Consider the following 24,310-nt stretch of genomic DNA (forward strand, 5'->3'; position numbering starts at 1 on the left):
CCCCGTGCGTAAAGCCCCGTCAGTCGGTCTCCTGCGTCTTGCGGATCAGCCACCAGGCGAGGCTCGAACAGATCAGCGTCGCGATCACCATCGGCAGCGCCGTGCCGTTGAAGGACAGCCCCACGGGGGCTGCGATCACCACCGCGCCGACCGTCGAGATCGCGGCGACGATCGAGGCCGCCATGCCCGCGATATGGCCCATATGCTCCAGCGCCAGCGCGTTCAGGTTCCCGAAGGTCAGGCCCGCCATCGCGAAGACCGAGACCGAATAGACGAAGATGAACGGGAAGCCCGACGCGCCGTCGGTCAGCCCGCTAAGCACCAACACCAGCATCACCGCCGAGATCGCCACCTGAGATATATAGGTCCCCTTGACGATCTTGCGCATTCCCAGCCGCATCACGTAGCGCGCATTGAAGATCGTGGCGGTGCCCGCCATCAGCGCGCCAATGGCGAACCACATCGGGAAAGTGTCGGTCACGCCATGCGCCGCGTAAAGCTGTTGCGCGGTCGACAGCAGCGCGAACATCTGCCCGAAACCCAGCGTCATCGTCACGATATAAAGCCGCACATCGGAATGGGTGATCACTTCCAGCGCCGCAGCGCGCAGCTTCGACACGTTCAACGGGCGGCGATCCTCGGGGGCGAGCGTTTCGGGTTGCCGGATCATCAGCCAACTCACGCCGACGCAGCCAAAGACCATGAAAGCCCAGAACACGCCACGCCAGCCCGCAAACGCGATCACGAGTTGGCCGATCGACGGCGCCACGGCGGGTACGAGGATGAAGATCATCATGATGAAGGAGGTGATCTTCGCCATCTCGCGCCCGGCGAACAGGTCGCGCACCAGCGCCATCACGGTGATCCGCGGGCCCGAGGCGCCGATCCCTTGCAGCACCCGCGCGGCCAGCAGCGCCTCTAAGCTTTGTGCGTGGGCGGCGACGAACGCCCCGACCATGTAGATCGCGATGCCGCCTGCGATGGTCTTGCGACGCCCGAGCGCATCCGAGATCGGCCCGGCAAACAGCGTGCCGACGCCCATACCCAGCACGAAGGAGGTCAGCACCAACTGCGCGCGGTTGACCGCATCGGGGCTCAGTTCCTCCGCGATCTGCGGCAGGGCCGGCAGCATCCCGTCGATCGAGAAGGCGACCGTCGCGATCAGCGAGGCGAGCATGACCGTCAGTTCGGGCAGCGAAAGAGGCGTGCGCGCCCGGGGCGCGTCAGAGATCTGGGACATTCTGGGGGACTTTCCGAAAGTCGGATTTATTCGAAGCGCGAGCATAGGGAGCTGCGCCGATTTGGCCAGAGGGCCGGGCGCGCAGCCCCCTGTGCGCTCACGCGATAGTGACGGCGGTTGCGACGCCGGACAAAGCGGTCAGTGCTGGGTCGCGTCGGAGGGTGCGCCGGACAGCTCGTCGATCACCTTCAGCCACAAATCGGTCGGTTGCGCGCCGCTCACCAGATGCGCATTGGCGACAACGACCGAGGGCACCGCGTTGATCCCGCGCTCGCGCGCATGCGCCTCCTTGGCGACGATCGTGTCGATATCGGCATCCGAGGCCAGCAGCCGCTCCACCAGTCGCGGATCCATCTTCGCGGCCTCCGCCACTTCACACAGCACGGTCGCGTCGCCGATATTGCGCCCGTCGCGCCAATGCGCGGCCAGCAGCCCTTCCATCGCATCCTCCTGACGCTCTTCCAGACCCGCCCAATGGAGCAGGCGATGCGCGTTGCGGGTATTGGGCTGATGGGTCACGCGCTCGGGGTGGAAATCGTAGCCCTCGGCCTCGGCGATCTCGAGCAGTTGCACATGCATCTTCGCGGCCCCGTCCTGACCGAATTTCGCCTGCAGGTAATCCGCGCGCGCCATCCCCTCGGGCGGCATCGTCGGGTTCAGCTCGAACGGCTGCCAGGCACGCTGGAACGGATGGTTCGGGCGTTGCGCCAAGGCTCGGTCCAGCCGGGCCTTGCCGATGAAGCACCACGGGCAAACGGGATCGGCGAAAATATCGAGCGTGATCATGAGGTGACCTCCTGTTGCAGCATGGCGCGGATCTCCGAGCGCAGCACCTTGCCGTTACGGTTGCGGGGCAGGGCGGCGATATGGGCGTAAAGGCGGGGCTGCTTGTAACGTGCAAGCCGGGCCTCGGCATGGGCGCGCAGCGTGTCTTCCGCGGCCTCGCCGGTATAGGCCAGCGCGATGATGCTGGCATCGGCCTTCACCGCGACCTCGACCGCGGCCACATCGCCCGCGCCGGGGCAGTCATGCATGACCTCTTCGACCTCGATCGGCGAGACCCGGAAGCCGCCCGCATTCATCATATCATAGCCGCGCCCGAGATAGGTGATCGCACCGTCTTCGCCCATCGCAACCGTGTCGCCGGTCACGAACCACGGGCCGATCCGGCGCGCCGCCGTCTCCTCGGGGGCGTTCCAATAGCCCAGATAAAGCCCCGGATCGCTCTCATGGATCGCAAGCTGACCCGGCTCGCCGCGCGGCACCGGTTGCCCATCCTCGCCCAGCACGGCGACATGGCGGCCCGCCTGCGGATAGCCGCAGGTGCCGGGCGGCGCGGGATGGTCCGGACTGCCCGAGATGAAGGTCGAGCATTCCGACATGCCGAGCGCCTCGTAGACCTTGGTGCCCGTCGCCGCGTTCCAGGCCGCGCGTGTGGGTTCGGGCAGCGCTTCGCCCGCGCTCAACCCATGGCGCAGCTTCGGCAGCGACAGCGTCTCGTGATGTTTCAGGATCTGGCGATAGACCCCGGGGGCGGCGGCGAAGATCGTCGCGTCGAACCGCTTGAGCAGCAGGGGCAGGCTGCGCGGCTCGACCCCGTCCGCCGGGATCAGCGCGGTCGCGCCCAAGGTCCACGGGTCCATCAGCCCGGTCCCGAGCGTGTATGTCCAGTTGAAGGCGCCGGCATGCATTAGACGGTCGTCCGGCCCCATGCCATACCAGCCGCGATACATCATCTGCCGCGCCCAGATCGCACGATGCGCGTGCATCACCGCCCGCGCCGAACCGCCCGTGCCTGAGGTGAAGATCATATAGGCGAGGCGGTTCGGATCGCCCATCGCGAACTCGCAGGGCGCGGCGTCCTCGGCCTTGCGCAGAATTTCGGCAGGGATCACGCGCGCCGGATGATCGGGCAGGGCGATCCCGTCGCCCGCCACAACCGCCGCCGGATCGAGATCGGCCGCGAGCTTGGTGATCTCGACCTCGGTCAGCTGCGCCGATGTCGGCACGGACACGAGCCCGGCGGCAATGGCCCCAAGGAAAGCGATGGGAAATTCCGGCCCGTTGCCCAGCCGCAGCATCACGCGGTCGCCGGGCGTCAGCCCCGCTTCGAGTAAAAGCGTCCCCGCACCGCGCACCGCCGCGATCAGCCGCCCATAGGACCAACGCTGCGCGCCCGAGGGCTTCACGATCTGCATCGCCAGCTTGTCGGGCGTCGCGGCCCCTGCCGCCAAAACATGTGCGGCCATGTTGAAGGCGTTTGGCGGGTCGGGGATCGGGTCTGTGCGGTAAACGGAATCCATGCAGCCTAGCTAGGACGCAGCGCGCGCCCGAGCAAGCCCGAACGCGCCGACATCACTTTCGCTTCGCCTTGGCGAAAATATCCCGGGGAGCGGCGGAGCCGCGGGGCAGAGCCCCCGTTCAACCTAGGTCATGCGCGCGACGCTCACTCTTCGTCGTCATCGCCGAAGCGGGCGTCGTCGTCATACTCGTCTTCGCCCTCGCCGACATATTTCGCCGACAGCGCAATCGAATGACCGTCATGGGTCGGGTCCATGACAACGTCGGAGGGCAATTCGCCCCGCATCCAGTCGCGGATTTCGTCGCGCGCGTCGGCGGGTTCCTGTTCGGTCAGCTCGGCGATATACCGGATGAAGGCTTTCTGATCGCCGTCGATCTCGTCAAGCTCGGCCTCGTCGGCTTCGGGCCATTTGTCCACGATCGCCTCGTAAAATGCCGCCCAGTTTTCCTCGATATGGTGCCATTTCATCGCTTTTGATCCTTTTCTTCGCGGCTCGTCTCACGGGCGGCCCTAATTCTGAGAAAGGGACGCCCGGGGGGCTTTGCAAGGCACAAGGCAAAGATACCTCGCGTGGTTCCATATCGTGATCAGATCCGCGAGGTTACCTGAACCAGCCCTGCACCGAGCGCGCACCGCCAGAGATGTCGTCGCCCACACCGGCCACCGTGTTGCAGCCTGCCAATGCCGCAGCGACTGCTGCCAGAAGGATGAGTTTTTTCATTGTCCTGCCTCTTGATACCACCAGACATCGGGTTGGAAACCCGGCCATGCCCCGTATAGCGGGGTCTTCTCAGGGTAGTGAAGCTGCTTGATATGGGCGATGCGGTCAACCGGGGCATACCAGATCGGGATGACATAGCGACCTGCAGTCAACACCCGGTCGAGCGCATGGGTCGCGGCGACGAAATCCTCGTGGCTCTTGGCGTCGAGCATGGCCTTGACCATCGCCTCGGCAGCGGGGGAGTTCATGCCCATCCAGTTGCGCGAGCCGGGCTCTTTCACGCCTTTCGAGCCCCAATAAAGGTTCTGCTCGTTACCGGGCGACAACGACAGCGCGCGCCAGTACCATGCCATGTCGAAATCATAGGCGTTGGTGCGCTGCGTATATTGCGCGTCATCGATCACGGTCACTTTCGGGAAGATCCCCAGCTTCTTGAGCGCCTCGATGTAAATATCGACGATGCTCTGGGTCTCTGCCGCGCCTTGCTGCAGCACGATCTCGAAGGTGAAAGGCTTGCCGTCCTTCTTCAGAACGCCATCGCTATCGACCTGCCAGCCCGCGTCTTCCAGCAGCTTCGCCGCAGCGCGCATGTTCTTGCGGTTGCGCACGCCGCCATCCGAGGTCGGCAGCGTGTAGCCGTCGATCGTACCGGGCGGCAGTTGATCGGCGAAAGGCTCCAGCAGGGCTTTGACCTTGTCCGCTGCGGGGCCGTGTTCCATCCCAAGCTCGGAATTCGAGAAGTAGGAGGAAATCCGCGGCTCCGCGCCGCCATTGATGGTCTTGTTGATGAATTCGAAATTGAACGCGTCGATCATCGCCTGACGCACCCGCCAGTCGGCGAAGACCGGGTTGCGGGTGTTCATCACCAGCCCCTTGATGCCCGAGGGGCGCCCGTTCGGGATCTCGGATTTCACCACGTCGCCCGATTGCACGGCGGGGAAGTTGTAATTGCGGCCCCAGTCGGCGGCGTTCCATTCGGTATAGCTGTCGGTCTCGCCGCCCTTGAAGGCCTCGAACACGACCCCGCCATCGCCGAAGTAGTCGTAGCGGATCGTGTCGAAATTGTTTCGACCCTTGTTGAAGCCCAGATCCTTGCCCCAGTAATCGGGGTTGCGCTTGAGCTCGATGAATTTGCCGGGATCGACGCGGCCCACGACATAAGGCCCGGACCCGATAGGTGCCATATTGGTGGTGGAGGCGAAGTTGTGCCCCTCCCATTGCGCTTTCTCCAGAACCGGGCGCATCCCCATGATCAACGCCATTTCGCGGTCCTTCACCTCGGGTTTGAAGGTGATGCGGACCTTACGCTCGCCGGTCTTCTCGATCTTCTCGACCTTCGACCAGGCGTTCTGGTAGCGCGGATGACCTTCGGTGCCGAGTGTTTCATAGGACCAGATGACATCTGCGACCGTCACCGGATTGCCGTCGGAGAATTTGGCCTCGGGGCGCAGGGTGAATTCCACCCAGGTGCGGTCGGGGTCGGTCTCGACCGATTCGGCGAGCAGCCCGTAAAGCGTGAAAGGCTCGTCCATCGAGCGGCCCATGAGCGATTCGGCGACATAGCGGCTGATTCCTTCCGCCGGACGCCCGTTCAGAATCCACGGGTTAAGCGAATCGAACATGCCAGCCACGCCAAATCTGATCTCGCCGCCCTTGGGCGCGTCGGGATTGGCATAGGGCAGGTGGGTAAAGCCGGCCGGAAGTGCAGGCTCTCCATACATTGCAATCGCAGGTTGTGGCTCCGCGGCAGCGATCCCTGTAAATACAGGGGCGAGCCCGAAAAGCGCCCCGCCGAGTAAATAGAAAAACACCGATCTCGTCATGTTAACAATCCCTGCCTTGCCTGCATTTATTGGCGCCAAGCTAGCGAGAGGTTTGAAACTGCGCAAACTTTTCCCTTGGAGAGCGGCGCAGGATTGCTTATAAGGGATGCACTGCTCGATAGGTTTCTTGCCTGTATGAAACCTGCCTCATGACTTGACGCCCGCCCTAGCGCGGGCGTCTTTTTTTACGTCATTCCCCATGAAAACAAGGTCCTCACCGCGATATCACACGGTATTGCGCTTGCAGCATGGCGTTCGCAGGCGCGGCACGGCATGATCCCGGCGAATCCGTAACTTATCGCCACCGAAGGAGAGAACATGTCGCTTCAGGGAAAAACCGCCGTCATTACCGGGTCGAATTCCGGGATCGGTCTCGGGGTCGCGCGCGAACTGGCGCGGGCCGGCGCCGATGTCGTCATCAACTCCTTCACCGATCGCGATCAGGACCACCAGCTCGCCGCCGATATCGCGAAGGAATTCGGCGTCACCGCACGCTACATCAAGGCCGACCTGTCGAAAGGCGCCGAGGCGCGCGCGCTGATCGAGCAGGCGGGCAAATGCGATATCCTCGTGAACAATGCGGGCATCCAGCACGTCTCGCCGATCGAGGAGTTCCCGGTCGAGAAATGGGACGCGATCATCGCGATCATGCTGACCTCGGCCTTCCACACCACGGCCGTCGCGCTTCCGATGATGCGCAAAGCGGGGTGGGGCCGGGTGGTCAACATCGCCTCCGCGCATGGCCTGACCGCCTCGCCCTATAAATCGGCCTATGTCTCCGCCAAGCATGGCGTTGTGGGCCTGACCAAGGTCACAGCACTCGAGACCGCGAAGGAAGACATCACCGTCAACGCGATCTGCCCGGGTTATGTGAAGACCCCGCTGGTGGAGGCGCAGATCCCCGACACGGCGAAGGAATACAATATGACCGAGGAAGAGGTGATCGAGAAGGTCATCCTCGCGCGTCAGCCCTCGAAGGAATTCGCGACGGTGGAGCAGATCGGCGGCACAGCCGTGTTCCTGTGCTCGGATGCGGCGGCGCAGATCACCGGGACCACGATTTCGGTCGATGGTGGCTGGACCGCGCTGTAATCGGAAAACACTCTGGCGGAGCGGGTACGCTCCGCCGGATCAATAGGGGCGCGACGAGAGCGCGCGCTCATGCGCCTGTCGATGGGCGATCACAGCCTCCAGGCGGTTCTTCACCCCGTATTTCTGCATGATATTCGTCATGTAGAACTTCACCGTCTTTTCGCTGATTGCGAGGCGCGTGGCGATTTCGCGGTTGGTCTTGCCGCGTTCCAGCTCCCGCAGAACCTGCATTTCGCGATGGGTGAGGTTCTCGCTCTCGGATTTCTCCTGCCCCGAAAGCGCGGCCTGCAGCAGCGCCGCCGCAAAGCTGGGCGAGACGAAGGTGCCGCCGTGCAGGATCGCGTCGATCGCGGCCTGCAGTTCCGAGACGCCCACGCCCTTGAGAATGTAGCCCTTTGCCCCCGCGCTCATCGCTTCGATCGCGGTTGCAGGCTCGTCGCAGGCCGTCAGCAGGATGCATTGCATGGACGGATCATGATCGATGATCTTGCGCAGCGCGTTCAGCCCGCCGCCGGGCATGCTGAGATCGAGGATCATCACGTCCGGCCTGCGCGTTCGGGCAAGCTCGATCGCGTCGATGGCAGAACTGCCCTGATCGATCACGTCGATCCCGAGCGCGTCTTGCAGAACGGCACACAGCCCCTGCCGGAAAATTGGATGATCATCGATAATACAAGCCGTCGTCGGCACGAAATCGGACATGGAAATACCCCTTAAACGATCCCGCGACCGCGTTCCCCAACGCGCGACGGCCATGCCGTCCGGAATGCCGCGAAATCCTTCTTCCCCCTGACCAACAGAATGAAGGTGTCCTGAATAAACACAATAAAGAAAGACGCTTACAGAATAGTCCGATCTGGCTATCGCTATAGACCGTTAGGATTACGTTCGCGTCACCGTTAGGGGGCGTCTGGATCGAGCGGAATGCGGCAAACCACCTCCGCGCCCTGCGGCTCGAGACGGTTAAATTCGAGCGTTCCGCCAAGCGATTGCGCCCGGAATTGCATACCCGGCAGGCCAAGCCCACCCTCGCGGTATTCGCGCTCTTGCTCGATGGTGTAGCCGGGGGCCGGGCCGCTGTCGGAGATGCGCAGGACGAATGAGCCATCTTCTTGATAGGTTTCAATTTTCTGGCTCGAGCCGGGCGCGTGACGCGCGGCGTTTGCGAGGGCTTCCTGCACGATCCGCCCCAAGGTGCGCCGCGTCGTCTCGGTCAGCTCCGGCGCGCCCGGCGCAAGCGCGAGCGTGACCTGTGCCCCGCTGCGTCGGCTATGGTCCGTGGCGAGCGTTTCGATCAGCGCGGAAAGCGTCGGCGCGGCGTCGAATTGCGGCGCGACCAATCCGCCCGAGATGGCACGGATTTCCTCCATCGTCTTGCGCGCGACTTTCTTGATTTCCGCGACAATCCCGGCCGCTTTCGGCTCATCGGTCGCGCCGGGGGAACGAATCATATGCTCCAGCCGGTCGATCTCCAGCACCAGATAGGACAGAAGCTGGCACGCCCCATCATGAAGGTCCGCCCCGATGCGGCGTTTCGCGCGCTCGTCGATATTCGACGCATTCTGCGCGGCCTCGGCGATCGAGCGGTGCAATTGCGAATTGCCCAGCAGCAGACGCTCGCGCTCGGCGAACTGACGGCGGAGCTCGACGGTCTGGCGCTCGATCGTCAGGCTGCCGCGGCGCACGATCAGGAAAAGCATGGTGAAGACGATCATCGCGAGCGGGCCGACGAAGAGCCAGGTCGTCTTGGCAGAGGTCAGCAGCGCGCCCCGGACCACGTCGGCATTCTGGTAGAATTCGCCCACGGCAAGGACGGTGCCCGTCTCCAGATCGCGCAACGGCGCGTAAATCTCGTACAGCTGCACGCCCAGCGCGCGTTCGGCATCATGGGCGGCGTCCTCCAGATCGGGAAAGCGCCCGAAGACCTTCCCCTCGAGCGCCTCGAAAATCTCGTCGTCGGGCAGGACGTGGCCATGCCCGGTCTCGGGCGCGAAGACCAGCTTGCCTTCGCGGCTCCAGATCTTGATGGCGAGGAAATTGCCCTGTTTGCGAAACCCCTCCGCGAGCGCATCCAGGGCTGCGAAATCCTCGGGGAGCAGGGCCTCCGATTGGCCCAGAGCCTGCACATGCGGCTGCAACAGGTTCTGCATGTAGAAGGCGGCCGTGTCGGCAGAGGCATCGAGCAGCCGCGTCGTCGCACGGTTGTTGATCCAGTACGCGAGGGAGGCGAGCACGAGGCTCAGCACCAGCCCAAGCCCCACGAGAAACTGCAGCGACAGCGAAAACCCCAGAAACCAGCGCAACGGGTTTCGCACCGTCTGCACCGGGTCCGGGGCCCCCAAACCCCCGACCTTGGTCGCATCGCTCTTAGACCTTTGTCCCATAGTCCCTTGCGTCCTTTGGCGAGGAGCGTTCCCGACCATAGGGGAGAATCTCGTTGGACCTAAGACAATTTTCGCCCCCTCGATTTGCTGGCCTGATGGAAGGCAGGAAAAAGCGCCGTGCTTGTGGGGGGTGACGGCGCGAGACGTGGCACAGGGGTAAGTGCCGTCTCGCCTAGCCTCCTGATGAGCCAAGCACCGGCGATGGGTGTGACACGGGACCGCAATGCGGCCCGATTTGGTCTTAGGGGGCTGACATGACGATCAAACTGGCCGGAGCCGATCTCGACTATCTGCTGCAACAAGCAAATATCCTGAACGATTATTCCCGACTGACGAGCGCGCTCGACCCGAACGGGGTGCGCGAGGTGTCGGGCTATAACAACAACCTCGCGGGCGGCTATACCGTCGGCGCGGATGGCACGATCGTCTGGACCGGCGGCAATGTGCATCCCGATTGGGGGCAGGCCGATACCGAGTTCCTGCGCATGTTCACCACCAATCACCCGACCGAGCCGGAATACGGCACCTCTTACGCCACCGTGCAGAAGATGTGGGTGACGCTGGTGCTGCCCGACAGCGAGGGCCGTCTTCCCGACGATCCCGATTATGTCGCAACCTCCAAGCAGGTGCTGGTCGACAACCCGATGTCGATGTCGCCCTCGATGTTCGTGGCGGATGGGGCAGGGAATATGCCCGGCGATCCCGATTACACGCCCACTGTCGACGCGATGTCGATGATGGTGGCGATGTCGGATGCGCAGGCCGAATACCAGTTCGGCACCGATGGTTCGACGCTCGACATTCTCAACAGCTCGGTCGTGGTGGATTCCACGCCGCGCCTGATCTCGCAGCTGATCACCAGCTCGAATGTCGACATGACCGATCCGAACTACAACCCGGCCGCCGTGGCCGCGATGAACAATCTGGGCGGCTCGGCCGTGGACGTGTCGAACTCCGTCGTGGGCGACATCACCACCGCCTTCATGCCGAACCCCGGCATCCTCGGCGGTGTCACCTATAACGAATGGTTCGTGGCCTTCGGTCAGTTCTTCGATCACGGTCTGGACTTCATCCAGAAGACCGGCGGCGTGGTGATGATCCCGCTGAGCCCGAACGATCCGCTTTACATTGATCCGATGTATGCGCCGAACCCGGATTACGTTGATGCGGCGACCACGCCGAACGTTCCCGAGATGATCGCGACGAACCCGGCCTATATCCCGGGCGTCTCGAACATGATGATGCTGAGCCGGGCGAAGCTGTCGAACCCCGATACGGATTTCGACGATCAAGGCAACCTGCTGCCGGGTGTCACGCCGCTCTACAACAACAATACCGGCCTGATGATCGACCAGAGCCAGACCTACGGCTCGCATGAGGCGGTCAACGTGCTGCTGCGCCAATACGATGCCGATGGCGTCCTCACCGGCAAGCTGATCACCGGAGCCGAGGACGGGATCGTCCACCGCCCGGATGCGAATGGCAATCTGGTGGAACTCGACGTCTCGACGGGGGCGGCAGTCGCCCCCGATGGCACGGAGGTCACGGGCAAGGACGAGCTGGCGACCTGGGCCGACATGAAGGTCAATGCGGCTCGGATCGGGATCGAACTGGTCGACACGGATGTGCTCGATTGCCCGTGGATCAACGCAGATGCGATCGGGCGGATGAACTTCACGCCGCAGAGCGATTTCCTCTTCCGCTCTGATCAGAGCATCGCCGACCTCAAAGCGATCGCCACCACGACCGGGATCGAGATCGGGGGCATGACCTACACCTCCTTTGCCGATGTGGCAGCTGCGGGCTATGACCCCTTCGTGCGCTGGACCCTGCAGGACGCGATGGAGGGCAAATGCGCCGCGGCCGATATCGGCGAGGTGCGCACCACCAATCAGGCGATCCTTCTGGATATCGCGCATGGCGCCGCGCCGGGCGCCGATTTCCAGGGCAATGAGCTCGACCCGGCCTCGGACCCGAATGCGGGCGCCTTCACCTACGATGACGCGCTTCTGGCCCGTCACAAGGTCTCGGGCGATGGCCGCGTGAACGAGAACATCACGCTGACCTCGGTGCACCACGTCTTCCACGAAGAGCACAACATCCAGGCGCAAAACGTCATGATGTCGGCGGTTCGCGATGCGATCGCAAGCGGTGATATCGACGGGCTGAACGGCACGGATGCGGCGAATGAAGGTTGGCTGGCGGTGGATATCGACCAGATCACCTTCGACAGCTGGGCTGGCACCGATCTGACCGACGACGCGGCTGTGCAGGCCATCGTCGACAGCCTCACCTGGGATGGCGAGCGCGTCTATCAGGCAGCGCGCATTATCACCGAGAGCGAATACAACCATATCGCGGTCGACCAATACATGGGCACGCTTTACCCGGCGCTGCCGGAGTTCGTGTCCTACTCGGCCGATATCAACCTCAACATCAGCCTCGAATTCGCGCAGGCCGTGTTCCGTCTGGGGCACTCGCAGCTGCGCGAGACCGTCCAGATCGCAGTGACCGACGAGGCGGGCGTCAATCCGGGCGAGCCGGGCTACGTGCCGACCTATGTCGAGAAGGGCCTCTTCGACGTCTTCCTCAATCCCGATCAGTTCGACGTCTATGGCGCGTCCGGGATCGCGGCGGGTCTGCTGACCCAGCAGGGCAACGAGATGGACGAATTCGTTACCGCCGCGCTGCAGCAGTCGTTGGTGGGTGTGCCGCTCGATCTGCCCGCGCTGAATATCGCTCGCGGTCGCGATGTCGGCCTGCCGACGCTGAACGAACTGCGCATGGAAGTCTTCGACGGGCTGACCCAGAACACCTCGAACAATACCAATGGCTCGGGCATCGCGCCCTATCACAGCTGGGAAGATTTCGGGGCGCATCTGCGCACGCCGGAATCGCTGGTGAACTTCATCGCCGCTTATGGGCGGGATGAGGACGGCACCTTCGGGCTGCAAGCCGCGCGCGACGCCTATCAGGCGGGCACGGGCGAGCTTTATGAAATCCGCGCGGCGGCGCAGGCGATCCTCGATGCCGCAGCCGATGCGTCCGATCCGCTGCATGACGAAGCGCTGATGTTCATGCGCGGTTCGGGAGAGCCGACCTACACGCCGGGTGTGGGCTGGTCGCTCTCGGGCGGGCAGGGCGATCAGGGCTTCTGGGATATCGACCTCTGGGTCGGCGGTTTGGCCGAACAGGCGATGTTCGACGGCCCGCTGGGCACCACCTTCAGCTTCATCATGCTGGACTTCACCCAGCGCCTGCAGGATGGCGACCGCTTCTACTACCTCTACCGGATGCCGGTCGGCCACCATCTGGGCGACCAGATCATCGGCGAGCAATTCGCCCATCTGATCATGCGCACCACCGGGCTGGAGCATATCCCGGACGCCTTTGCCACGCCCTCGGCGACCTATGTGCTCGACGGGACGACCTCGAGCGGCGACTACCACGACAATGCGCGCGACGGTCTGCTGGGTGTCGATGACGCCTATGGCGATAACGACTATTTCAACGCGACGCTGGAGCGACTGCCCGACGAGGTGCGCGACGTCGCGCTCGCAAATGGTGGCTTCGAGGCGCAGGATCTCGTCGCGGCGGGAGCCCCGACCAATGCGCGCGGCACCTATCTCAATGGGGCGATCGAGGGCTGGACCCTCAACGGCACAGGCGGCACCTGGGCGCCCACCGAAGCTGCGGTGCCCTTCCTGCCCGAAGGCACGCAGGTCGCACAACTTGGCCGCAATGCATCGATGAAAGCCGACACCGGCACGGACCTCGTCGAGGGAAATGTCTACACTCTGACGCTCAAGGTTGGCGACAAGATCGGCTATGTCGCGACCGGCGGCACGGTCAAACTGGTGGCCTCGGATGGCACCGTGTTGGCCAGCGTCGTTTTCGCGCCGCCGCTCGATGACGACGACGTCACGACGGACGATGCCTGGGACATGGTAACCCTGAGCACCGGTGCTGTGCCTGCGGATCTCGCGGGCCTGGGCCTGAGCATCGTGGTCGAGACCGACGGCACCGGCCAGTACACGCTCTTCGACAACGTCCAACTGACCGAGAGCATCCCCGGCGGTCCGGCCAATGACGGCCATATCACCGTGATCGGCCTCTCGGGCGATGACTTCATCGTCGGGGCTCTGGGCGATGACGTGCTCTATGGCGACGAGGGTAACGACCGCATCGAAGGCGCGCAGGGCAACGACCACATCTATGGCGGCGACGGCGACGACTACATCACCGATTACGAGAATGACGACTTCATCCTCGGCGGGAACGGCAATGACACGATCTTTGCGGGCCCCGGCGTGCTCGACACCTCCCACGGCAACGCGGGTGATGACGAGGTCCATGGCGGCGACGGCATCGACGAGGTCTTCGGCGACGATGGCGATGACCGTCTCTATGGCGAGGGCGACACCGACCTGATGATGGGCGGTGACGGCAACGACTACATGGATGGAGGCGACAGCGTCGACGAGATGTTCGGCGGCAACGGCGCGGACTGGATGGTCGGCGGCGTGGGCGACGACAACATCAATGGCGGCTCGGGCAACGACCTGCTCGAAGGGGGCCTCGGCCCGACCGCGAACGATGGCGACCGTCTCAATGGCGACAGCCCCGCGCAGCTCAACCCGGTGATCGAGTTCAACGGAGACGGCACCGAGGGCGACATGGATATCGGCTCCTACGAGGACGCCTATATCAACGTGGTCGCGAACCTGCAGACTTCGAACAACGCAGGCACCGGCTCGGTCCTGATGGACCAGTATGCCTTCCTCGAAGGGCTTGTCGGGTCGCAATACAATGACGATCTGACCGGCGCGGATGAGAACGGCATCGGCTCGAACGGGATGAACAACTACCTCGTAGGCGGCGGCGGAGACGACCGGCTGACCGGCTTGGGCGATGGCGGCGACGAGACCACGGGGCAGGCCGATTTCATCTTCGGCGACAGCGTGATCGTGGACTCGAACCTCTACTGGATCGGCGACAACCGTCACGATCAGTCGGTGACCGTGACCGGCTTCATCGAGGATTGGTACGGCACGGGCGACACCCGCGTTCAGTTCTCGGACGGCTCGCTGGGTCACATCCTCGGCGATACCGGGACGGAGGGCACCGACACCGCGCTCTACACCGGCAATCGCGACGACTACCGGATCGAGCTGATCTCGATGAACGGCCAGCAGGCGGTGAAGATCACCGATCTGCGCAACGGCACCGACAATCAGGGCAACCCGGTCGCGACCGATGGGGTGGATATCCTCGTCGGCGTCGAATGGGCCGAGTTCGCGAATGGCGAGACGATTTCGCTCAATCCCGATCCGATGTCGGACATCATGTGGAACGCGACCGGCAGCAGTGGCGGCGGCACCATCGCCCGGCTGAGCGCGGATGTGCCCTTCGGCGGTCAGGCGACCTACGAGCTACTTTCCGGCTCGCCGGGTGTGTTGCTCACCGGGACCAACGACGATCAGATCCGCATTCAGGGCGGGCTTGGCGACAACGAGGCACTCACCGCCACGATCCGCGCGACCGACGCGTCGGGTACGCAGGTCACCGAGACCTTCGATATCGTCACCGGCGACGCGACGGACGAGGTGATCGACCTGACCGGCGCGACGAATGACACCACGATCTACGGTCGCGAAGGCAATGACACGATTATCGGCGGGGATGGCAACGACACCATCATCTGGAACGTGACCAATCCGCGTCGCAACCAGCCGGAACGGCCCGACGGGCGCGATTTCGTGGATGGTGGAGCCAATGGCACCGCGGGGGACCGCTTCGTTGTCACCGGCAACAACACCCGCGAGAACTTCGTGATCTACACTGTCGCGGCTGCGATGGCGGCCAACATCACGGTGCAGAACGCGGCCGCAGAAATCGTCATCACCCGCGATGGCGAGGTGATCGCAGAGCTCGCCAACATCGAGGAGATCACGATCAACACGCTCGACGTGACCGCCGATAACGGCAACGGCGGGCTTGACGGCGGCAATACCGGCGGGCGGCGCGGCGACAATGTCGAAATCGTAGGCGACTTCACCGGCACCAGCCTGAACTACTCGACGATTACGGTGAACGGCGATGATGGCGACGATGTCGTGGACATCTCGCAACTCGAATCTGATCACCGCATCGTCTTCCACGGTGGCGGCGGCGATAACGTTCTGGTCGGCGGGACGCGGTCGCAGGACGTGCTTGTCGATGCACGCCACGGCGCGCGTCCGGACAATACGAACCCGGACGGCTCGGATAGCGGCAGCGGCAGCGATGACGGCTCCGACAGCGCGATGCCCGACGGGCTGGTGCTGGTCGGCGACGACACCGCCGAGACCTTCATCGGCATGGAGGGCAATGACGTCATCTTCGCAGGCGGCGGCGCGGATAATGCGCTCGGCAACGAAGGCGACGACATGATCTTCGGCGACGGCGGCGCGGATCGTCTCTTCGGCGGCGAAGGCGACGACGTGATCGAGGCTGGCAAAGGCCGCGACTTGGTCTTTGCCGATGACGGCGACGACACGGTCATCGCGACCGAAAACGACGGGGCCGACAGCTACTGGGGCGGGGAGGGCTCGGATACGCTCGACTACGCCGCGATCCAGGCCTCGGTCGAGGTCGATCTGGGCCACGGCACGAACGGCCACGGTCAGGTGATGATCGGCGAGACCGCAGACCAGATCTACAGCTTCGAGAATGTCATCACCGGCAGCGGCGACGACACGATCATCGCCAACAGCGCGGTCAACGTGATGGATGGCGGGGGCGGTCACGATACTTTCGTGTTTACCTCGGCCGCCGATGCCGATGGCGACCGGATCAACGGTTTCGCACCGGGCGACAAGATCGACCTGAGCGGGATCGACGCCGATCAGGGCGCGGCGGGGGCGCAATCCTTCGTCCTGTTCGCGGCGGGCGATTTCAGCGCCGCGGGCGAGCTGCGCGTCTCCTACGAGATGCGCGACGACGGCGAGCACACGATTGTCGCGGGCAATGTCGACGACGATCTGGATGCCGATTTCGAGATCGACATCGCGGGCCGTCACATGCTCGACGCCTCCGATTTCAACGGGGTGAATTAAGGGGGTAGCGCCCGGCGGAGGGGTCCGCCGGGCGTGATTTTTCAAAGTCTCAAGATCTTGGTGGGAGGATCAAATGAGCAATGCACGTCGCCGTTTCCAAGCCAGCGAAGAGCTCGTTTCCGAGCGTCTCGGCCGCTATCGCGGGCTGATCGTCTTTCTTCTCGGCCTGTCTTTCGTGATCAGCCTGCTCGCACTGACAGGGTCGTTCTACATGCTGCAGATCTACGACCGGGCGCTGACCAGCGGCTCTGTGCCGACGCTGCTGGCGCTCTCGGTTCTCGCCATCGCGCTCTACCTGTTTCAGGGGCTGTTCGATGTGCTGCGCAACCAGATCCTCGTGCGCGTCGGCGCGCGGATCGACAACCGCCTCGCGCCGCTCACGCATCGCGTCGCGATCGAGATGCCGCGTTTCGGCTATTCCACCTCCGAGGCACTGGAGCGGGGCCGCGACGTCGACACGATCCGCAGCTTCATCTCGGGGGCCGGGGCCATCGCGCTTCTGGACCTGCCGTGGATGCCGCTGTTTCTCGGCTTCGTCTATCTGCTGCACCCGCTGCTGGGGCTGATGACCATCGGTGGCGCCTGCGTGCTGATCACGCTCACCGTCATCACCGAGATGATGTCGCGCCGCTCGGGTCGGGAGCTGCAGAAGGCCTCCATCGCCCGTGCGATGATCGCTGACACCAACACGCGTAACGCCGATGTGTTGCACGCGATGGGCTTCGGTCGCCGCGCGGTCGAGCGGTTCGACACCGCCAATGCCGAGCATCTGCGCCTGCATGCGCGCACCAGCGACATCACCGGCACGCTCAGCGGGTTGTCGAAGGTCACCCGGATGATGCTGCAATCGGCGCTACTTGGGCTTGGCGCTTACCTGACCATCGTGGGCGAGCTGTCGCCCGGTGCGATCATCGCCTGTTCGGTGGCCGCGTCGCGCGCGCTCGCGCCGGTGGAGATGGCGATCGGCAACTGGAAGGGCTTCGTCGCGGCCCGCCGCAGCCATGCGCGGCTGCGCGACACGCTCGCGACGCTCGAGGATGATGACACCATGGTCGCCTTGCCCGCGCCGACTGAGAGCTTCACCGTCGAGGGAATGACGGTCGTCGCGCCGGGCTCCGGTGCGGTGCTGCTGGGCGATGTCAGCTTCGATCTGAAATCGGGCGATGCGCTCGGTCTGATCGGGCCGTCGGGCTCGGGCAAGACCACGCTCGCCAAGGGGATCGTCGGCATCTGGCCACTGCTGCGGGGCCATGTCCGTTTCGACGGGGCCGCGCTTGATCAATGGCGGGTGGACCTTCTGGGCGATCATATCGGCTACTTGCCGCAGGAGGTTTCGCTGATGGAGGGCACGGTCGCCGAGAATATCGCGCGCTTTGCGCCCGATGCGACCGATGCGGATGTCGTGGCGGCGGCGAAGGCCGCGGGCGCGCATCAGACGATCATCCATCTGCCCGATGGCTACCAGACGCAGCTCGGACCCTTCGGCACGTCGTTGTCGGCGGGCCAGCGTCAGCGCGTCGGTCTGGCGCGCGCGCTCTATGGGGCGCCGTTCCTCGTGGTGCTGGACGAGCCGAACTCGAACCTCGACGCCGATGGCGAAGCGGCGCTCAGCGCGGCTATCGCTTCGGTCCGGGCGCGTGGCGGCATCGTCGTGGTGATCGCGCATCGCCCCAAGGCGCTGGAATCCGTCAATCTCGTGGGCTTCGTCCAGGGCGGCAAGCTGGTGGCCTTCGGTCCGAAAGACGAGATCGTCAATCGATCCGTCGGGCTCAAACCGCTGCCCAAGGGCAAACGCCCCGCAGCAGCGGCGGAGCTGGGGGACAGCATCGAACAGGCGGTGGGCTGAGCCATGGAACAGGACAAGCTCAAGCTCGGTATCCCGGATGACGAAGCGGCGCTCGCGCCGATACAGAAATACCGTGCGCCGGAGCGGCGCTCGGTCTGGCCCGGCCGCGTGGCGGCGGGGCTGGTAGCTCTTGCCTGGGCGGCGCTCGCGCGCAAGCTCTTCGGCACGGATGCGGCGCAGGCGGAAGGTGTTCAGGACGGCCCGGCCCACCCCCCGGCAGATCCCGACGCCCCCGCCGGCCCGCAGACGCCGAACGCGCATCACATCCCCGAAATGGGGTCGAGCGCGGCACTGGCGCAAGAGGAGGAGCAGCCCGATCCCTTGCCCGAGAACGTGATCCTGTTCCCGGGCGCAAATCCGGCACCTTTCGCGCTCTCTCCGCAACGCTGGCACGCCAAGCACAAGGCGACGGTGGATGCGCAGAACGATACGCTGTTCTTCCCCGAGTCGATCGAGGTGAAGGAGTTCGATTTTCCGAAAGTTCCGGTCTTCTCCTCGACCCGTGCCGCGGCGCGCAAGGCGCGCGAGAGCGGGGACCGCGCCCCTGATGAGCCGCGTCCGCCCGGGCCGACGCCCGAAGCCCCGCGCAACCGCGCGCCGGAGACGAATGGCCCGGTGCGCCTCTCACCCGGTCGACGCGACGAGAGCTTTTTCATCGTCGCGGCGGTGCTGCTAAGCGGGGCGAGCGATCCCGACGGCGATCCGCTCTCGATCCTGTCGATGCAAGCCCAAGGGGGCGAGGTGATCGCCCATGGCGAGGGCGAATGGCTCATCAAACCCGATCAGGGGTTCGAGGGCGAATTGATGATCACCTACGATCTCAGCGATGGCGAGCTGGCAATCGGCCAGACTGCGACGGCACTGATCCTGCCGCCCGACTATCATGACGTGATCGGCACCGCCGAGGCCGATCTGCTGACCGGCACGCCCGACCGCGACGCGATCCGGGGCGAGCGGGGCGACGATATCCTCTATGGCCGCGAAGGCGACGACATGCTCGACGGCGGCGATGGCTGCGACGTGCTGATCGGCGGCGCGGGCGCGGATGTCATCTATGGCGGTGCCGGCAATGACACGGTCTTCGCAGGCGCGGGCGACGATATCGTCTTCGGCGAGGCGGGCGCGGATGCGCTGCATGGCGAAGACGGCAACGACTATCTCGACGGCGGCATGGGCGCGGACAGCCTCGATGGCGGCGCGGGCAACGACACGCTGATGGGCGGTGAAGGCTGCGATCTGCTCGACGGGGGCGCAGGCGAAGACCTCGTCTCCGGTGGCGCGGGCGAGGACCGCATCGTGGTCGCAGAGATATCGGAGGCCTCGGGCGACAGCTATGATGGCGGCGAAGGCTCCGACACGCTCGACCTCAGCCGCATCGCGGAATCGGTCACCGTCAACCTGTCTGCCGGGACGATGACGAGCGCTGCGGGCGAGGCGACGCTCGTCAGCATCGAGAACGTCACCTCCGGCGCGGGCGATGATCAGCTGGTCGCAAGCGATGCCTGCAACCTCTTCGCCGGTGGCGCGGGAGAGGACGTCTTCGTCTTCACCTCGCTCGCATCTATCCAGAACGCGGGCCAAGGCCATGACCGCATCACCGATTTCGAACCCGGTGACCGGATCGACCTCTCGCAGATCGACCCTATGGGGGAAGGCTATGGCGAAATGCGCCTGTTCTTTGCAGGCGCGACCGGCGAGGTCCCCGAGGCACGCGGCGGCGTTTTCATAGCCTACGAGATCGAAGACGGAGAAGACGCGCATGAATTCACCGTCGTGAAAGCCAAGCTGAGCGCGCAGCACGAGGATGGCAGCATCGAGGATTACGATTTCGAGATCGAACTCGACGGCCATCTCACGCTCGAAGAAACCAATTTCCTGTTTGATTGCGACGTGCCCGCCTGACGGGCTGCGCGCGATTTTTTGGTGGGGGGAACCGAAAATGACCAAGACTCACAACGATCCGGCCCTGTTCTCGATCCGTGCGCGCATCCTGTTCGCGACGGCGTTTCTGGGCGCGCTGATCCTCGTCTTCGGCGGATGGGCGGCGCAGGCGAAACTCTCCGGCGCGGTGATCGCGCAGGGGCAGGTTGCGGTGAAATCGCAACTGAAGGTCGTGCAGCACCCGGATGGCGGCGTGATCCGCGATATCCGCGTGGAGAACGGCGATCTGGTGCAGGCGGGCGACGTGGTGGTGCTGCTGGACGATACGCAGCTCCGCTCCGAATTGGGGATCGTCGAGACCCAGATCCGCGAATTCACCGGCCGCCGCGCGCGGCTGATCGCGGTGCGCGACAGCGCGGCCGAGATCGTGTTCCCGGACGGATTTGAGACCGCCGAGGAGACGGCCGCGATTGCCGATGGCGAACGTCAGCTTCTGGCGCATGACCGCGCGATGCAGGATTTGCGTCACGACCAGCTTTTGTCCCAAGTCGACCAGTTCGACGAGGAGATCCGTGCCCTCGAAGCGCAGCGCCAGTCGAACGAGATCGAACGCCGTCTGCGCGGCGAAGATTATGACCGGCTGCAAAAGCTGCTGAAGAAAGGCCTGACCGAGAAGGGCGCGATCACCGAGGTCGAGCGCGACATGGCGCGGCTCGACGGGGTCTCGGGCGAGATAGAGGCCAATATCGCGCGGGTGAAGGGCCAGATCAGCGAGTCGAACCTGCGTATCCTCGAGCTCGACCATCAGGCCCGCACCGCTGCGCAAAAGGAACTGCGCGACATCGACGCCCAACTGGCCGAGCTTCACGAACGCGCCGTGGCCGCGCGCGACCGGCTCTCGCGCACCGAAATCCGTGCGCCGATCGCGGGCGTGGTGAACGAGCTGGGCGTGCATACGGTGAACGGTGTGATCGCACCCGGCGAGCGAGTGATGGCGATCGTGCCCGATGGCGAGCTGATCGTGGAGGCGCGGCTGCGCACCACCGATATCGATCAGGTCATGCCGGGCCAATCGGTGCGGTTGCGCTTCACCGCCTTCAACCAACGCACGACGCCGGAAGTGGCGGGAGAGGTGCGCGTGGTCGCAGCCTCGGCGACGAAGGACGAAAGCGGCGGAAGCTATTACCTCTGCGCCGTCGCGCTGACCGAGGCGCCGGTGCTGCCCGATGGGCGCGGCCTGCGTCCGGGGATGCCGGTGGAGGTGTTCTTCCAGACCGGAGAGCGCACCGCGATCTCCTATCTGCTCAAGCCGGTCGCCGATCAGGTGCAGCGCACGATGCGCGAGGATTGAGGAACAGACTGTGGCGGGCCTGCGTCCGCCCCGCGTTTCAAATCAGTTCAATTGCCCGGCTTCGACCCTCCTTTCGGCACCAGATGGGTGATCCCCGCCGCCGCCGCGCGTGCTAGCGCAGGATCGAGCGACATCGGAATATATTCGCCCGAGCGCCACAGTTCCGACAGGTCGTCGTAGTGGCGGCTCAGCGGATGGCCCGATTGCCCGGTCGAGATGATGAAGACCGAACTGTCCGGATCGGCGAAATCGAGCACTTCGCGATAGCCCGCCGCATGGACGTTGGCGAAGCGGTCGGGGCCATCGCCGCCCTTTGTGCGCCCGCGCATCAGGGTGAAATCGCCGCCCGAGGTCGACTGCCGGATATTCACGAACCATTTCAGTCCCGGCACCTTGCCCAGCACCTGATTGTCCTGCTCGGCGATATGCGCGTCGCCCCAGCGCCAACTTTCGATATTCGGCCCGTATTTCTTCGACAGATCCAACAGCGCCGCGTCAAGCGATTGCCGCGCGATGTCGCTGCAGGTCTCTTTCGGGGCCGACTGGATGATGTCGCACCAATGGCTCGCGCCTTGGGTGTCGCGGAAGACCCGCTCGATGAACAGGGGCTCCAGATGGTCGAATTTCTTCGCCAGAGGACCCAGCTCGTCGCGGATCAGCCGGTTTTGCAATTCGCGCATCCAGGCGGCGTAGATCAGCGGCTCCGGCAGATGCTCTGACATCTCGCCATCCCAGCTCGCCAGCATCTCGAGCGCGCGCTGGCGCATCCGCTCGGGCGTGCCGGCGGGCGCAGGATCACCGGTATACCACAGGTTCGCACCGACCAGCGGCAGCAGACCGCGCGCGGCAGGCGACACGGTGTCGAGCTGCGCCGAGATGAAGCTGTCGCGCGAATGCACCTCACGCTCGCCCATCAGCTTCGACAGGCGCTGAATGCGCTGCGTGTCGCCCCAGTGGAACGAGACGTTATAGGGAAAGGGCCGGTCCACCGTCTTGTTGTTGGTGTTCACGACGATACCGCTCTTCGGCTCGACGAATTGCGGGTTGTCCTTGAAGGGCAGGAAACCTTTCCAGCGGTTCTCGGGCTTCCAGCCCGCGTTCGGCATCCGGCCCTGCGTGTCATTCGCCCGGTCGCGCAGCGGGATTTTCCCGGCAGTGACCAAAGCCACCCCGTCCTTGTCGGCCAGTGTGATATTCTGCGCGGGTGCTACGATCTTCTTCGCCGCATCCATTGCCTGCGGGATCGAATGCGCCCGCATCAGGTCCATCGCGCCGGTCATCGTCGTGTCCTGCGGATCGAAGGCGGTCCAGCTGAGCGACATCACCGAATGCGGCGGCGTGACGGTCGCCAGATCGAAATGGCTGCCGGGCAGCACCGGGCCGTTATCGGTCCAGCGCAGGGTCAGCGTGACCGGCTTGGCATCCTTCACCTCGACGATTACGCGCTTGGTCTTGAAACGCTTCCAGCCGTCGGGCGTGCGGTATTTCGTGGGGTCGTCGGGATCGATCTCTTCGATATGCAGGTCCTGATCGTCGACATAGGCCGTGGTCAGCCCCCAGCCCAGATCCTTGTTGCGCCCCGACAGCACCAGCGGCATCCCCGGGATCGTGCCGCCGATCACGCCGCCCGATTGCAGCTGCAGCCGCGCCAGATACCAGATCGAGGGCGCCGTCAGTCCCAGATGCGGGTCATTGGCCAGAAGCGCGCCCCCCGCAGCCGAGCGGTCAGGCCCCGCAGCCCATGCGTTCGACGCCCCGGCAGAACCGCGTGCGGGGAAGGGAGAGAACGCCCCCGGCGCCCCGTTCTCCGCCGTCTGAATGCCCTTTTGCATGGTCGGGAACAGGCTCGCGTAATCGGGCAGGGCAGCGGTCGCCTGTTGCGGATCGTCGGGCATGATGTCGCGCACGAAGTCTTTGCCGACGAGCGACACACGGGCGCGCAGCACCTCGTCTTGCAGCTGGTTCGACAGCTGCACCGCCATCAGCTTCATGATCGCGAGCGAATCCGCGGGCGTCCAATAGGAGATCTTGCTGTCGAAGAGGAAGAATTCCGGCGCGCCGCGCCCCATTGCGCCCTCGTTGACGATCTCGATCCACTGGTTGACGCCCCGCGCATAGGCCTCAAGCGCGGCCTTGGTGTAATCGTCCTGCGCGGACACCGAGTCGACTGCCGCCTGATACAGGCCCATCCGGCGCATCAGCTCGTCGGTTTTCAGCGTCTCCTGCCCGAACACTTCCGACAGCCGCCCCTGCACCGTGCGGCGCATCAGCGTCATCTGCCACAGCCGGTCCTGTGCATGGGCGAGCCCCAGTGCGAAGAACGCGTCCGGGTCGTCCTTGCCGAAAATATGCGGCACGTCCTCGGTCGAGCGTACGATCTCCACCGGGGCGGTGAGCCCGGTGACTTTATAGGTCGCGTCGTAATCGGGAAGCGAGCGCGAGGCGAAGAAATAGATCAGCCCCCCGACGAGAACCACACCCACGATCGCGGCCATGATCAGCCGAACGCCCCATCGAAATGCCTTATACATCGAGCCCTCTGCGCGCCTCACCCGAAATCCCGCCTCCCGGCG

Annotated in this window: 14 protein-coding genes; 5 read left to right on the forward strand and 9 right to left on the reverse strand. The window is 64.4% G+C overall.

What is annotated here, in order from left to right; genetic code table 11:
• Positions 1-19: 19 nt before the first annotated feature.
• The 6 genes from ACZ7GB_RS12505 to ACZ7GB_RS12530 all read right to left on the reverse strand — a co-directional run bounded on the left by ACZ7GB_RS12505 (position 20) and on the right by ACZ7GB_RS12530 (position 6,086).
• Entirely contained in the window at positions 20-1,240 is a 1,221-nt protein-coding gene (locus ACZ7GB_RS12505) for a multidrug effflux MFS transporter (protein WP_078550415.1), read from the reverse strand.
• 138 nt (positions 1,241-1,378) lie between these two features.
• Positions 1,379-2,026, reverse strand: coding sequence for a DsbA family oxidoreductase (locus ACZ7GB_RS12510; RefSeq protein ID WP_472158925.1), 648 nt, complete (start codon positions 2,024-2,026; stop codon positions 1,379-1,381).
• Positions 2,023-3,543 carry a class I adenylate-forming enzyme family protein gene (locus ACZ7GB_RS12515; RefSeq protein ID WP_472158927.1) on the reverse strand — a complete coding sequence of 507 codons (1,521 nt, stop codon included), beginning with the start codon at positions 3,541-3,543 and terminating at the stop codon, positions 2,023-2,025. Before ACZ7GB_RS12515 ends, ACZ7GB_RS12510 begins: the two co-directional genes overlap by 4 nt.
• 143 nt (positions 3,544-3,686) lie before the next feature.
• Positions 3,687-4,010, reverse strand: coding sequence for a hypothetical protein (locus ACZ7GB_RS12520; protein ID WP_078520654.1), 324 nt, complete (start codon positions 4,008-4,010; stop codon positions 3,687-3,689).
• Between the two features lie 133 nt (positions 4,011-4,143).
• Positions 4,144-4,263: a lipoprotein gene (locus ACZ7GB_RS12525; RefSeq protein WP_338113616.1), complete on the reverse strand. Its 120-nt coding sequence runs from the start codon at positions 4,261-4,263 to the stop codon at positions 4,144-4,146.
• Positions 4,260-6,086 (reverse strand): extracellular solute-binding protein, encoded by a 1,827-nt coding sequence (locus ACZ7GB_RS12530; protein WP_472158928.1) that lies wholly within the window; start codon positions 6,084-6,086, stop codon positions 4,260-4,262. The genes ACZ7GB_RS12525 and ACZ7GB_RS12530 overlap by 4 nt, the downstream gene beginning before the upstream one ends.
• A gap of 318 nt (positions 6,087-6,404) precedes the next feature.
• On the opposite strand from ACZ7GB_RS12530, the gene ACZ7GB_RS12535 reads away from it, so the two are divergent.
• Complete coding sequence (locus ACZ7GB_RS12535; protein WP_472158930.1) at positions 6,405-7,178, forward strand: 3-hydroxybutyrate dehydrogenase; 774 nt, start codon at positions 6,405-6,407, stop codon at positions 7,176-7,178.
• 39 nt (positions 7,179-7,217) lie between these two features.
• Here the strand turns inward: ACZ7GB_RS12535 and ACZ7GB_RS12540 are convergent, their stop codons facing one another.
• Both ACZ7GB_RS12540 and ACZ7GB_RS12545 read right to left on the reverse strand, forming a co-directional pair.
• The gene (locus ACZ7GB_RS12540; protein ID WP_078520657.1) at positions 7,218-7,880 is read right to left on the reverse strand and encodes a response regulator transcription factor; all 663 of its coding nucleotides are present in this window, start codon (positions 7,878-7,880) and stop codon (positions 7,218-7,220) included.
• A 197-nt stretch (positions 7,881-8,077) separates the two neighbouring features.
• Positions 8,078-9,562 carry a sensor histidine kinase gene (locus tag ACZ7GB_RS12545; RefSeq protein WP_472158932.1) on the reverse strand — a complete coding sequence of 495 codons (1,485 nt, stop codon included), beginning with the start codon at positions 9,560-9,562 and terminating at the stop codon, positions 8,078-8,080.
• A 254-nt stretch (positions 9,563-9,816) separates the two neighbouring features.
• Here ACZ7GB_RS12545 and ACZ7GB_RS12550 point away from each other — a divergent pair, with 254 nt between their 5' ends.
• From ACZ7GB_RS12550 to ACZ7GB_RS12565, 4 genes are all read left to right on the forward strand, one after another.
• The gene (locus ACZ7GB_RS12550; protein WP_472158933.1) at positions 9,817-16,659 is read left to right on the forward strand and encodes a peroxidase family protein; all 6,843 of its coding nucleotides are present in this window, start codon (positions 9,817-9,819) and stop codon (positions 16,657-16,659) included.
• A gap of 73 nt (positions 16,660-16,732) precedes the next feature.
• Positions 16,733-18,505 carry a type I secretion system permease/ATPase gene (locus tag ACZ7GB_RS12555; RefSeq protein WP_472158934.1) on the forward strand — a complete coding sequence of 591 codons (1,773 nt, stop codon included), beginning with the start codon at positions 16,733-16,735 and terminating at the stop codon, positions 18,503-18,505.
• A 3-nt stretch (positions 18,506-18,508) separates the two neighbouring features.
• On the forward strand, positions 18,509-20,407 hold the full coding sequence (locus ACZ7GB_RS12560) for a cadherin-like domain-containing protein (protein ID WP_472158935.1): 1,899 nt from the start codon (positions 18,509-18,511) through the stop codon (positions 20,405-20,407).
• A 37-nt stretch (positions 20,408-20,444) separates the two neighbouring features.
• The gene (locus ACZ7GB_RS12565) at positions 20,445-21,737 is read left to right on the forward strand and encodes an HlyD family type I secretion periplasmic adaptor subunit (RefSeq protein WP_472158936.1); all 1,293 of its coding nucleotides are present in this window, start codon (positions 20,445-20,447) and stop codon (positions 21,735-21,737) included.
• A 47-nt stretch (positions 21,738-21,784) separates the two neighbouring features.
• On the opposite strand, the gene ACZ7GB_RS12570 is transcribed toward ACZ7GB_RS12565, so the two are convergent.
• On the reverse strand, positions 21,785-24,268 hold the full coding sequence (locus tag ACZ7GB_RS12570) for a penicillin acylase family protein (protein WP_472158937.1): 2,484 nt from the start codon (positions 24,266-24,268) through the stop codon (positions 21,785-21,787).
• Between the last annotated feature and the right edge of the window lie 42 nt (positions 24,269-24,310).

This window comes from Thioclava sp. PTB-PU3-1 (genome assembly GCF_055666785.1).

What these genes read in the sequence shown, in the direction of transcription:
- ACZ7GB_RS12515 (WP_472158927.1), bottom strand. Translation starts at nt 3,543, where the DNA reads ATGGATTCCGTTTACCGCACAGACCCGATCCCCGACCCGCCAAACGCC.
- ACZ7GB_RS12560 (WP_472158935.1), top strand. Translation starts at nt 18,509, where the DNA reads ATGGAACAGGACAAGCTCAAGCTCGGTATCCCGGATGACGAAGCGGCG.
- ACZ7GB_RS12535 (WP_472158930.1), top strand. Translation starts at nt 6,405, where the DNA reads ATGTCGCTTCAGGGAAAAACCGCCGTCATTACCGGGTCGAATTCCGGG.
- ACZ7GB_RS12510 (WP_472158925.1), bottom strand. Translation starts at nt 2,026, where the DNA reads ATGATCACGCTCGATATTTTCGCCGATCCCGTTTGCCCGTGGTGCTTC.
- ACZ7GB_RS12570 (WP_472158937.1), bottom strand. Translation starts at nt 24,268, where the DNA reads ATGTATAAGGCATTTCGATGGGGCGTTCGGCTGATCATGGCCGCGATC.
- ACZ7GB_RS12530 (WP_472158928.1), bottom strand. Translation starts at nt 6,086, where the DNA reads ATGACGAGATCGGTGTTTTTCTATTTACTCGGCGGGGCGCTTTTCGGG.
- ACZ7GB_RS12555 (WP_472158934.1), top strand. Translation starts at nt 16,733, where the DNA reads ATGAGCAATGCACGTCGCCGTTTCCAAGCCAGCGAAGAGCTCGTTTCC.
- ACZ7GB_RS12505 (WP_078550415.1), bottom strand. Translation starts at nt 1,240, where the DNA reads ATGTCCCAGATCTCTGACGCGCCCCGGGCGCGCACGCCTCTTTCGCTG.
- ACZ7GB_RS12545 (WP_472158932.1), bottom strand. Translation starts at nt 9,562, where the DNA reads ATGGGACAAAGGTCTAAGAGCGATGCGACCAAGGTCGGGGGTTTGGGG.
- ACZ7GB_RS12550 (WP_472158933.1), top strand. Translation starts at nt 9,817, where the DNA reads ATGACGATCAAACTGGCCGGAGCCGATCTCGACTATCTGCTGCAACAA.
- ACZ7GB_RS12565 (WP_472158936.1), top strand. Translation starts at nt 20,445, where the DNA reads ATGACCAAGACTCACAACGATCCGGCCCTGTTCTCGATCCGTGCGCGC.
- ACZ7GB_RS12520 (WP_078520654.1), bottom strand. Translation starts at nt 4,010, where the DNA reads ATGAAATGGCACCATATCGAGGAAAACTGGGCGGCATTTTACGAGGCG.
- ACZ7GB_RS12540 (WP_078520657.1), bottom strand. Translation starts at nt 7,880, where the DNA reads ATGTCCGATTTCGTGCCGACGACGGCTTGTATTATCGATGATCATCCA.
- ACZ7GB_RS12525 (WP_338113616.1), bottom strand. Translation starts at nt 4,263, where the DNA reads ATGAAAAAACTCATCCTTCTGGCAGCAGTCGCTGCGGCATTGGCAGGC.